Origin of the sequence: Streptococcus acidominimus (assembly GCF_001921825.1) — a bacterium.
GTDB lineage: Bacteria > Bacillota > Bacilli > Lactobacillales > Streptococcaceae > Streptococcus > Streptococcus acidominimus.
Map to the genome: position 1 here is coordinate 1 of NZ_MSJL01000053.1, position 13,162 is coordinate 13,162.

Consider the following 13,162-nt stretch of genomic DNA (forward strand, 5'->3'; position numbering starts at 1 on the left):
TTGCGTGGACGACCTCCTTGACGATGTTGACGTTGGTAAGCTACATTGAGACAGGTAAGCATTTCTTGAAAGGTCTCTTTTTGAACACCTATGAGAAGTTTGAAGTTCTCTGAACTGAGTTTTTGAGCTTTTTCATACATTGTTTCCATACAAATAGTATATCACATTTGGTTACCGAACAAGTCTAATGTTGATAATTTTCATCACCAACCACTCAAACTACAACAAGTAAAGCAAACACTCACTGTAGAAGCAGAAGATGCAAAATTACACATAAAAGGAATCATGCAATTTCTAGGCCAAGAATTAGCTTTCAGCCGTAACCGCGAACTCCAAGAATTAGTCATTCTCGTTCCAAAAGAAAAAACAATTGAAAAACTTTCTGGAGGGAATCCTTTTTACAACTCTTATATCTCATTAAACAATATTCATATCAACTATCTGGACTGGGCTGGTTATATCAGTGGCGACAATGTCACGATGGAAAGTGGCACAATCCATTCCTCCAACATCGGAAGTTTCTATTTCAGTAATTCTCATTTAAAAAATATGATGATTGACGCGCCCGTTGCGACACAATCCTACCAGACAAGTACACTCGAAAATGTTACGATTCAAAATGCTAGCTCTATCTTTCTAAATGATACTACTATAATTGGCACCACAAAGGTGGAAACAGTTGGGGCCTATCACTCACCTATTAACGTCGATTTATCCGCAAAGAGCAAAAAAGATACTCAATTAGACTTGACAATAACGTATGATTGGGAAAAACTGTATCAAAACTATTACTATCCGAGCGCCTACACCAATCAAGAAACAGATGAAACAACCACGGCTCAAGAAGAAGCATTTCGAAAGGAACATCTGGAACAGATGGGAATTCGAGCAGGTAGCGAATACAAAGATCTCAAAATCGAAGAAAATAAAGACGGCGCCAAGGCAGTATATACTCCAAAAGACGCTCCAAACAAACTCATCATCCAAACAACCAATGAACTCATTATCCTTGGAACACTTAAATCGAGTCATTAACAGATGAAAGACAACCGAATGCTCCTAACAGAAAAGGCATAACAGCTATCTTTTATAGTCATTTAGTTTATATTTTTATTACTTCGTTAACTCGTCTTGTATAATTGAACTTGAGCTACAACTCACTGACAAAAAGATAAATACTCCTAGAAGCCAGCGCTTCTTCGTCGTATTTCCTATTTTGTCTAGGAGTTGCTTAACGCTCTCGTATCTTGAGTTGTACTATTGAGAAAAGTTACACTTTTCTTATCTATCACTTGTCTAGTTATCAACTAGACAACTACCTGCGACTTTTAACGAAAACTTCGTTTTCTTCATTTCCCACCTCAAACAGTCTCTCCCCAGACTGTTTGAGCTAGTACTAAAAATAAACTAAACGGCTATACAGAGTATACCAATCTTTCTAACAAGCACAAGACTAATCTAACTATTAAAGCAAAACACGCACAAGGATGGATCATGAAACTATCCACCCTTGTGCGTGTTTGTTATTCAATAGAAATCAAAAATAGACAAGCTTCAACTATCTGGAAGCTCATCAGATGCTGGTTCAAAAACCGCTATCGCATTCAGACTAAGCAATTGCAGACTACAATTCCTCAACGATCACTTTCTCCAGCAGGTCTTGGTACTCTCCCTGATCAACTTCTGGGAAATATTGCAGGCAGTTGGCTGCTGAAAATGCTGCTGCCTCGCGAAGATAGATTTCAGGAGCTTCCTGCTGGCTCAAACCCTTGACCAAGACACCTAGATAAAAATCTCCCGAAGCAATCGGATTGAGTGCTTCAACCCGCAGAGGAGCCACTCGGAAGAAACGGTGACCAATTTTTGCCAAACTTCCTTTAGCCCCCATAGTCACAATCATATTTTCATGAGGAGTTTCTTCTTTCAAAATAGCTAAGATCTGTTCAGGACTATTCTCATCTAAGTCTGGATACAGATCCTTGAGTTCCTCATTGTTAATTTTAACCAAGCTCGGCTGTGACTGATAGGCTGCTCGCAAGGCTGCCCCACTGGTATCTACAATCGTATGAACACCTGGATGACGATCAATCAATTGCTTGATATAATCATCCGGCATCCCTTTCATCAAGCTACCTGAAAAGACCAACCAGTCCCCGTCTGACAGACTATCTTCTAATTGGCTGGTAAATTGCGTCAGCAAATCCTCCGTCAAATCCAAGCCCTTTTCATAAAACAGGGTTACATCACCTGTCTCTGTCTCCATATAGATATTGCAGGTACGCGTATTTTGCGAATTTTCCACAATCTGCAAGGCGTTCCCCTTATCCATATTCAAATCTTGAATATACTGGCCAATACGCCCTCCCAAAATGGTGTGAATGACATAGTCTGACACCCCATTTTCCTTGAGGGCGTAAGCAACATTAAAACTTTTCCCACCGGGATATTCCCTCACCTCACTCGGGCGAAGGGGAATATTTTTCTCAATCCGCTCCACCAACAGCGTCCGGTCTAAAGCGGGATTAGGACAAACCAAATGAATCATCATATCGAAACCTCCTTAGGTGTTTTCTTCTATTGTACCACCTTTTTTATTGTTCGTATATATTTATCTGCACAAATCATGCAATTGATTTTTCCAAAGCTAGCAACCCAGCTTTTTCCCCTCACTATCCATCAAAATTCGTAACGGTCACCCCCAATAAGCGAATCCCCTTATTCCACTCTGCCACCTGCTCCAAGATAGTTTCAACCAGCTGTTGGATAAGCCCTGCCTCATTCGTTGCCTCAGCTATACTGATCCGCTTGGTCATAGTGGTAAAATCAGCATAGCGGATTTTGAGAACTATGGTCCGTCCTTTTTTCTCGTGGCGTTGCAAACTCTCCGACACTCGTTTCGATAGGCTAGCCAACTCTTTCTTGGCATCTGCTTCCAGATAGAGAAGTTTCCGATAGGTGCGCTCCTTACCAATGGACTTGCGGACACGATCGACCTTGACAGGGGTATTGGAAATTCCTCTTGCCTTTCGATACAAATCATAGCCGAAGCGACCGAAAGTATCAATCAGGGTCATCTCGGGAATCTCAAGCAGGTCTGCTCCTGTGAAAACGCCCATTTCATGCAGTTTTTCAACGGTTTTCCTACCTACCCCGTGAAACTGTTCTACCGGTAGTGTTGACAAGACAGAAATTGCCTCATCTGGTAGGATCACGGTCAGACCGTGCGGTTTTTCCATATCGGAGGCAAGTTTTGCCAGAAATTTATTGTAGGATACCCCAGCAGAAGCTGTCAGACCAAGCTCATTCCAAATATCATGCTGAATGAGCTTCGCAATCTTAACGGCAGAGGTCAAGCCCTTTTTATTTTCCGTCACATCCAGATAAGCCTCATCAATACTCATGGGTTCTACCAAATCCGTATAACGATAAAAAATCTCCCGCACCTGTTGACCGACTATCTGGTATTTTTCATGATTTCCTGAAATGAAGATCGCTTGAGGACAGCGCTCATAGGCTTCCTTACTGCTCATAGCCGAATGTACCCCAAAGGCACGCGCCTCATAGCTACAAGTCGACACAACCCCTCGGCCACCAGACAAGCGCGGATCTCTCCCAATGATGACGGGCTTCCCTTTCAAACTCGGATTGTCCCGCACTTCAATGGCAGCAAAAAAGGCATCCATGTCAATATGAATAATTTTCCGCGATGTATCATTGATTAGGGGAAAAATCAGCATTCTTTGATCACCTCTCTTTCTAGTATAGCTCAACTTCTCCATTTATGCCAAAAATCACTATATGATCATGAAAACGAATGAAAGAATGAAAACAATTGTAAGTCTTTTCATTTATTTTCAAGTATTTATCCCTTGTATAAAGTGGTTACAAGTGGTATAATGGGAAACATAAGGACACATTGCGTCTAAATATAAAAGGAGAACCCTCATGTCAACAAAGGTTAAAACAAAAAATGTAACTGAAGACATTTTCGCTCAAGCTTGGGAAGGCTTCAAAGGGAATGACTGGCAAGAAAAAGCTAGCGTAACCCGCTTCGTTCAAGCGAACTACACCCCTTATGATGGAGACGAAAGTTTCCTTGCAGGGCCAACAGAACGCTCTCTTCATATCAAGAAAATCATTGAAGAAACAAAAGCAGGATACGAAGATACTCGTTTCCCAATGGATGTTGACCGCGCAACTTCAATCGCTGATATCCCAGCTGGTTTCATCGACAAAGAAAACGAAGTGATCTTCGGTATCCAAAACGATGAATTGTTCAAATTGAACTTCATGCCTCGTGGTGGTATCCGTATGGCTGAAACAACATTGATTGAAAACGGCTATACTCCTGACCCACTTCTCCATGAAATCTACACAAAACATGCAACAACTGTAAACGACGGTATCTTCCGCGCTTATACATCTGATATTCGCCGTGCTCGTCACTCTCACCACGTTTCTGGTCTTCCAGATGCTTACTCACGCGGACGTATCATCGGTATGTACGCTCGTCTTGCCCTTTACGGAGCAGACTACTTGATGGAAGAAAAAGTTGCAGACTGGAACTCTATCAATGAAATCGACGAAGAATCAATCCGTCTTCGCGAAGAAATCAACTTGCAATACCAAGCATTGCAACAAGTTGTTCGCCTCGGTGACCACTACGGTGTGGATGTCCGCCGTCCTGCTTTGAATACAAAAGAAGCAATCCAGTGGACAAATATCGCCTTCATGGCAGTTTGTCGCGTCATCAACGGTGCTGCAACTTCACTTGGACGTGTGCCAATCGTACTTGACATTTACGCAGAACGTGACTTGGCTCGCGGAACATTTACTGAATCAGAAATCCAAGAATTTGTAGATGATTTCGTATTGAAACTTCGTACTGTTAAATTCGCTCGTACAAAAGCATTTGATGAAATCTACTCAGGAGACCCTACTTTCCTCACAACTTCTATGGCAGGTATGGGGAACGACGGACGTCACCGTGTTACAAAGATGGACTACCGTTTCTTGAACACACTTGACAATATCGGTAACTCTCCAGAGCCAAACTTGACTGTTCTTTGGTCTAACCAACTTCCATATTCATTCCGTCGCTACTGTATGGCGATGAGCCACAAACACTCTTCTATCCAATATGAGGGTGTAACAACAATGGCTAAAGACGGATATGGTGAAATGAGCTGTATCTCTTGCTGTGTGTCACCACTTGACCCAGAAAGCGAAGACAAACGCCACAATATCCAATACTTCGGTGCACGTGTAAACGTTCTTAAAGCCCTTCTTTCAAGCTGGAACAACGGTTATGACGATGTGCATAAAGACTACAAAGTATTTGACTGCGTAGAACCTAACAACTCTGAAATCTTCGAGTATGACGAAGTTATCGCAAACTTTGAAAAAGCTCTTGACTGGTTGACTGACACCTATGTAGATGCAATGAACATCATCCACTACATGACTGATAAGTACAACTATGAGGCTGTTCAAATGGCATTCTTGCCAACCGTTCTTCGTGCAAACATGGGATTCGGTATCTGTGGATTCGCCAACACTGTTGACTCACTTTCTGCGATTAAATACGCACAAGTAAAACCAATCCGTGACGAAGATGGCTTCATCTACGACTACGAAGTAACTGGTGAATTCCCACGTTACGGTGAAGATGATGACCGTGTAGACGATATTGCGAAGTGGCTCATGGAAGCATTCTTCTCTCGCTTGAACAAACATAAATTGTACAAGAACGCAGAAGCAACTGTTTCTATCTTGACCATCACTTCAAACGTTGCTTACTCTAAACAAACAGCGAACTCACCTGTTCACCGTGGAGTATTCCTCAACGAAGATGGCTCTGTCAACACTTCTAAAGTAGAATTCTTCCCACCAGGTGCAAACCCAACTTCTAAATCTCGTGGTGGTTGGTTGCAAAACTTGAACTCATTGTCTAAATTGAACTTCAAACATGCAAATGACGGAATTTCATTGACAACTCAAGTATCACCAAAAGCACTCGGTAAGACATTTGACGAGCAAGTTACTAACTTGGTAACAATCCTTGATGGTTACTTTGAAAATGGTGGACAACACGTTAACTTGAACGTTATGGACCTTCAAGATGTTTATGACAAGATCATGAACGGTGAAGACGTTATCGTACGTATCTCAGGTTACTGTGTAAACACCAAGTACCTCACTAAAGAACAAAAAACTGAATTGACACAACGTGTCTTCCACGAAGTTCTTTCAATGGACGATCACGCTGCAGAAGTTGCAAGTAACTAATTAGTAAACCCCAATTCCAGAACATGGAATTGGGGTTTTAGGTCTCTGTCAATGGTGGGGAAAGACAACAATCAATAGTCAATAGCGTCATTTAGTTTATATTTTTATTACTTCGTTAACTGGTCTTGTATAATTGAACTTGAGCTACAACTCACTGACAAAATAGGAGTTGCTTAACGCTCTCGTATCTTGAGTTGTACTATTGAGAAAAGTTACACTTTTCTTATCTATCACTTGAAATAGTTATCAACTAGACAACTACCTGCGACTTTTAACGAAAACTTCGTTTTCTTCATTTCCCACCTCAAACAGTCTCTCCCCAGACTGTTTGAGCTAGTACTAAAAATAAACTAAACAACTATAACAGTCAAGGAAGTGACTGTTAAGATCTGAAAGAGTGCGCTGTGAGTTTTTAACGGGCTTTACATTCCTCACTTGCTTTAGAAAATCCCCTAGAAGAAGGAATCAGTTCTTCTAGGGGATTTTTAAGTCTTTCAGCGGCTTAGAGGAGGTTTGCAACGCTAACCTGCCTCCAACCTTCAATTAGTTTCTAGATAGTAGCAACTCATCTATTTTTGATGTCTTTCCTTTTGCTTGGTAAACTTATTGTCAGCAAAAGACCACTTGTAAAGAGGAAGGTCAACCAGATGAATTGTCCTTCAAGGGCTTTGCTACCAGTAGCAGGAAGGCTTCTTTCTGTTCTATGGTGAGTAGATTTGCCAATATCAACCACCTCTACTATCGAAACAGATTTAGAAGTTGGTGCCTGAACAAGTAGGGGTTCTTCTTGTAGCTTAGAGGAGGTAGGGGCAGGATCAGGGGTTCTTACTGGTCGCAGTTGTAAGTTCCCAATAGATGGATTTCCTACTTGTTTCTCCGGACGTTTTTGGTCCGCGACAACTTTTGGAGGCTCAACTCCATCTAATTGCGCAATTGCCCCCTGTAAGACAGCAAAGGCAAGATCTACCTCTTCTTGACTGACCAGTTCCTGACCTAAAATGCTCTGTGCCGCTACAAGGGCTTGCGTATAGAGAGCGAGGCTCGGTGCTGTGGCGTAGAGGTAACGGCTTGCTGTTGCTTGGAAAGCTGGCTGAATAGCTACCAGATTTTGTAGAGCAGCTTGATTGCCAGCGCGACCATCTAGTTCTTCTATGGCTTTTTCTAATTGAGCAAGGGCTGAATCCACCTGTTCTTGGCTAGCCTGTGGATTGTTAAGGACAGCTTGAGCAGCTGCTAGTGCTTGCTCATACTTCTCTTTTTTCACCTCACTTGCAAAGAGATAGTTGGCTGCTGTTTTTCTCCAATTATCATCTTTTTGGACGAGTTGCTCCAGAGCTGCCACATCTGTCTCCTTACCATCTAAGGCCTGCTGTGCTTGTTGAAGTTGTTGTAAGTGAGCGTCGGCCTCTTTTTGGGTCACATTCTCCTTTGCAATGAGCAGTTGCCCCATCCGGTAAGCCGTATCGTAAAGATTCTTCGTCTCTTTGCTGGCATTGTAGTAGGTTGGTGAAGCTATGAGATTCTGGTAAACTCCAAGAGTAGCAGTCAATTTCGTCAAATCAGTAGCTTGACCATCTAAGGCTTTCCACGCTTGAGTTAAGTCTTTCCTTAGTTGATCTAGGGTTTCCTGATTGGTCTTTTCACCAACTGCCGCTTGAGCATTGGCTAAAACATTTTCATAATCAGCGACCTTACTTTCGCTAGCATTGAAATAAGCAGGCTGTTCTGGCAATGATTTCAGCTGTTCGATCAGATCAAGTAAATCCCTCTTGTCACTGATGGTTAGCGCCAAATGGTTATTACGATTCGCTACTACTTCTACCTCTTTCAGATCTTCTAGGATTTCAACACCCGCTGGTAAATTGATATGAAGCTTGTAGGTACCTGTCGGTAGATCCTTTCCATATCCATTGGCTAGATATTTGGCAAGTGGCAATACAAAGACCCGACCATCTGCATCAACCAGACTGACAGTTGCAGTCTCTGGTATCGCTTGATTGAATTGAACATCAACAGGAGACCAAGTGAGAGGACGAACTAGAAAATCAAGTGTCTGGTAGCTGTTGCTTTCTCCTATTTGGACAGGGATAATCGTCTGACTAACTAACTTGAGATAATCCTGATCATAAGAAAGTAGTTCAACAGTATAGTCTCCGAACGGAAGCGAGATGGATCCAGAAGGAGTTAGGTTTGTCTCCACTACATTATTAGCTGCATCACGAATCACATACGAGTATCTACTAGTAATAGGAGCCAGTTGATCTGCATCTTTCAAGCCAATCCTTAGGCGTCCAGATTGATTATCTTGGCTGATGATTTCCACCAACGATACTTCTTCTCGATTTCCCGCATGATCCTCTACTGCATAATAGAGATCCTTGAGGTCTACTTGACTAGGTAGCGTGTAACTTCCATCATCATTTGGCGTCACAAAAACCTTGTTATCAAAGTAGATTCGCTTTCCATTTCTCTTTAAGGTTCCGACTGTATACCCTTTCCCTTTCTTGTCCTTGGAAATATAAAAGACTTGCTCACTGCGGATACCTGATCCGCCTTTTTCAATAACTGGACGTGGGCGGAAAGTGCGAGTACTTTCATCGTAGATTCCTGTTGTAATCTCTGGGCTTTGGCGATCCAAACGAACATTGAATTGAATCATTTGATCTTTTGCCCCTGGAACCATAGGGAAGTAACGGACAACATACTGATAGTCCCCATCTGGCAAGTCGACTCCATTCTGATCCACTCCCGTCCATACCGTTTCTGACACAATCGTTGACTTAGGATTTCTTTCATCCCCAGAGTAGTAGTTCTTATCTCCTTCTACTCCTACGCTCTGCCAGAGAGGATTGCTCAAAGATGTATCGTCCGCCGCATAGACACTAGCAACTAAATTGCGATAATTCCTTAGAAAGACTCCTTTCAAAGCTATAAAATCCTGATTTTCATCTCCGTTTGGTGAAAAGGCAAGGCGGATATTTCCAGTTTTATCTAACTGAAGGAGAGCGCTACCTTTTAAACCTAGCTGACTACCTAAAATCATAATATCACGGTCACTACGTGCATTTCTAGAATGAACATATTCAGAAGCATCCGTTACCAGAGCGGTAGCGTCACTATTTCCTGCTGCAATCCCATCCCCTGTCCGTTCAAAGTAAAAACCATTTTGATTTTCTTTCAACAGATCATAGATACTCTTTTCAAGAATTGGAAGATTTTGCCACTCGCCCTTAAAGCCAACATAAGGAATGCTGACAGCCTCTTGGTTATCTGCATCCAAGAAACGAACAAAGCCTTCTAAATAGTAACCATTCGGCATTTCTTTTAAAAGTTCTTCATGGAAGCGACTTGCATCCACATCAATGGTAATTTCTTTACTGCTGTTTGCTTGAACCGTAATGGTCTCTCCTTTGATTTGATCTAAAAATCTTGGGGCAAGGGTAATACGACCATCTACTACTGTATCTGTCGTCAATTCTGTCACATAAGTCAGCGTCTTAGCCTGATCGCTTATATTGTGCAGAAGAAGTGACAAACGAAACTTAGAGTCAACATTTCCTAGGCTGATACTAGCATAGTCATTTTTCCCTGTAACATATAAGTCTTTTGTCGTAGCAGCATGGGTATTGACCAGACCGGCTCCCTGTTGTCTTGGTGAAGTGTAAGCCTTGGTTTCTTCATTAAAATGTGGAGTGGCTGTACTCATCATTAAGTGTTTGATTAGTCTCTCAAGTTCTTCTGGAGTCTTGGTCGGAAACTTATTGATCAGATATTGCTTAAGTAAGACCGCCACCCCTGCTACGTGAGGAGTTGCCATACTGGTTCCATTTTTGGAATCATATTTTCCATTATTGATAGCAGAATAGATTCCACCCCCTGGTGCTGCGATATCTGGTTTTAATTCTCCATCTACACTTAGACCCCAACTAGAAAAGTCTGATAATTCCTTTGCATTAGGATTTGGAACCATCCCCATATGCTTGTTAAACTGAAGCTGGTAATTGCCTTTTAACAATTCCTCTCCTGCTTCTAGCGAAATAAAGGCACTTGGAATCTCCTTGGAAGCAGCGTCAAGAGACATGCTGATATTTGCTCCCTCTTGATTATTGAAGATGACAACCCCTACTGCCCCTTTGGCTTTTGCATTGTTTATTTTGTCTACAAAGGTAATTTCTCCACGCTTAATAAGAGCAATTTTTCCTGTTAGATCAATCGAGTTGAGATCCGCCTCTTTTCCTAATCCCGCATAGATATATTCATAAGCCTTTCCTACTTCAAATTCCTTAGCAGTCTCCGATACGATGACTGGAACTTTTTTCTCTGGGGAAGCATCCGACGGGATCATAGACACCATCTCACTGGTAATCGTAGAATTATTGTAAGAAGCGACTGAAATAGCTCCTGATGCGGTAGAAGGGTTTGCGACCAAACCATAGTCAGGATTTTCCGCTAAGGGATTTGCATGCCCTGAACCAAATGTTCCATCATTTCCTGCCGCAATCACGACAATGACACCGGCTTTCTTGGCGCGCTCAATAGCTGCATCAAGAGCCGACCCAGCATTGATCAAGGAACCATTTGCCCCTCCCAAGCTAAGATTGATACTATCTGCTCCTAATTTTACAGCGTCTTCTATCGCACGCACATAGATAGAAGCATTCGTCCCCGGCTTGGTATCTGAAAAGACACGCATAAAAATAAGTTGGGCTTCTGGAGCAACACCATAGATGTACTCACCACTACTATCTAATTTCGTTGGATTTCCCACAGCAATCCCTGAAACGTGCATCCCATGTGAGCCCTCATCTTTTTCCTTGATATCGGAATTGCTATCCATATAGTTGTGGGCAAAGATAACCTTGTCGCTATACCACTTCCCATAGTTGATTCCCGCACTTTTCTTTACTGCTTCAAACGAGGCCTGATCAGAATATTTTGCCTTAGAGACATCTGTTAGCTGTAAGACATCATGTTCAACATCTAGTCCAGAGTCAATGACCGCAACAACCATTCCCTGCCCCTTGTAGCCATCTTTCCAGACAGCTGGAACATGAATGATTTGATTACTACTATCGCTCAAGGGTTCAGCAGCTTGGGCTTGTTTTTCTACACCAGCTGGAGCTGGAAGCGATTCTTTTGATTCTGTTGGTATAGATAGGGTGGGGTGTTCTGATATTATTGTAGTCGATGGTGCTGATACAGTTTCCCCTGCCGCTGTTGGAGTTGATGAGGCTGATACAGCTTCTTCTACCACAGTTGGAGCTATTGGCGCTGATACAGCTTCTTCTGCCTCAGTTGGAGCTACTGGTGCTGACACTGTTTCCTCTGGCGCTGCTGGAGTAACCGGGGTGGACACTACATTCCCAGCAATGGCTTTCTCTGGAATTTCCTTATCAGTCTGAGGCGCTAAATCTTCCACTATTGTAGAAGCATCCTGCCCCTCCTCATCGTGATTTTCAATGACTAAACCACTTTCTGCTACTCCTCCTTGAGAGGAAACCTGCCTTTCTTCTGCCAAAACAGGACCAGTTACTGAAAACATGGCGATCCCAAGCATCACAGAAACAAGACCTAGCTTATACTTCCGTAAAGAAAAATGCTCTTTTTTCATAGGTTTCTCCTTAAAAAATAAAATGATACAGCTTTCCATCTGAATCTTATTATATATAATAATAAAAAGATTCTGAAAATTCAAGTACTTTCAAAATCTTTTTACTATTTTTCGATGACATTTCTTCTTTTTTAAAGAAAAACCAACTAAGCACTAGAGTCCCTGCCCCTCCTAAACTCCTGATTGTTCTTCTATATCAAGAATAGAGCAATACTCTGATATAGTCATTTAGTTTAGATTTTTATTACTTGGTTAACTCGTCTTGTATAATTGAACTCGGGCTACGAGCTGTGCAAAAGAGAGCGATAACTGTTTCAGTTTTAGCTGATGATGGTTCTTTAGGAAATAGGCTGAAAACCTCCACTGGAGCTTTTCACTCGTCAAAACTCCTATTTTTGCTTTGCTCGCTTCCACAGTCTGGGCATAGACTGTGGAAGGTTGGAGATAAAACGAGTGAAACTCGTGTCAAACGCTCTCGTATCTTGGGGAATTGAGTTCAGCCTAAAACCTCGGAAAATAGATAAACATTCCTAGAAGCTACGCTTCTACGTCATGTTTCCTAATTTTCAGTCGGTTTTTTAACGGCTTCACATCTTAACTGAACACGCCCTAAACTCTGTTCGAAAAAGAGACATGACTTTTTCAGCTTTAGCTAATGATGGTTCTTTAGGAAATAGGCTGAAAACCTCCACTGGAGCTTTTCACTCGTCAGATTTCCTAGTTTGCCGTAGCTGTTGCAGGCTATGCCTGCTTTACAGATATGGTAATAACAGTCAGGGAAGTGACTGTTATTACATGAAGAAGTGCGCTTTGAGTTTTTAACGGGCTTTGTATCTTGAAATTGAACTCGGACTAAAAGCTCGGAAAAAAGAGACGCAACTGTTGCAACTTTAGTTGCTTACAGGTGTGGCTCCCTTTAGGGATAAACATTCCTAGCTCCAAAGGTATGGGATACCTTTGGAGGCGAGAAATAGAAGTTTGCGAAGCAAACTCTCTCTAATCTCTTCGTCATGTTTCCTAATTTTCGGTCGCTTTTTTGACGTCCTCGTATCTTAAGTTGTACCATTGAGAAAAGTTACACTTTTCTTATCTGTCACTTGTCTAGTTATCAACTAGACAACTACCTGCGACTTTTAACGAAAACTTCCTTTTCTTTATTTCCAACCTCAAACAGTCTCTCCCCAGACTGTTTTGACGAAAACTTCCTTTTCTTTATTTCCAACCTCAAACAGTCTCTCCCCAGACTGTTTTGACGAAAACTTC

At 42.0% G+C, this 13,162-nt stretch carries 5 protein-coding genes and 1 pseudogene; 2 read left to right on the plus strand and 4 right to left on the minus strand.

The annotated features are described in order from the left end of the window. Nucleotides 1–149: pseudogene (locus tag BU200_RS11300) on the minus strand (IS5/IS1182 family transposase); the annotation flags it as partial. A gap of 136 nt (nucleotides 150–285) precedes the next feature. Here BU200_RS11300 and BU200_RS09115 point away from each other — a divergent pair. Further along, nucleotides 286–1,035, plus strand: a complete 750-nt coding sequence (locus tag BU200_RS09115; RefSeq protein WP_075099852.1) for a hypothetical protein — start codon at nucleotides 286–288, stop codon at nucleotides 1,033–1,035. 589 nt (nucleotides 1,036–1,624) lie between these two features. Here BU200_RS09115 and BU200_RS09120 read toward each other — a convergent pair. Then, complete coding sequence (locus BU200_RS09120) at nucleotides 1,625–2,548, minus strand: 1-phosphofructokinase family hexose kinase (protein ID WP_228064027.1); 924 nt, start codon at nucleotides 2,546–2,548, stop codon at nucleotides 1,625–1,627. 121 nt (nucleotides 2,549–2,669) lie between these two features. Further along, on the minus strand, nucleotides 2,670–3,737 hold the full coding sequence (gene dinB / locus BU200_RS09125; protein ID WP_075099853.1) for a DNA polymerase IV: 1,068 nt from the start codon (nucleotides 3,735–3,737) through the stop codon (nucleotides 2,670–2,672). A 208-nt stretch (nucleotides 3,738–3,945) separates the two neighbouring features. On the opposite strand from dinB, the gene pflB reads away from it, so the two are divergent. Further along, entirely contained in the window at nucleotides 3,946–6,288 is a 2,343-nt protein-coding gene (gene pflB, locus BU200_RS09130) for a formate C-acetyltransferase (RefSeq protein ID WP_075099854.1), read from the plus strand. Nucleotides 6,289–6,853: 565 nt separating this feature from the next. Here the strand turns inward: pflB and BU200_RS09135 are convergent. Then, complete coding sequence (locus BU200_RS09135; protein WP_075099855.1) at nucleotides 6,854–11,899, minus strand: S8 family serine peptidase; 5,046 nt, start codon at nucleotides 11,897–11,899, stop codon at nucleotides 6,854–6,856. Between the last annotated feature and the right edge of the window lie 1,263 nt (nucleotides 11,900–13,162).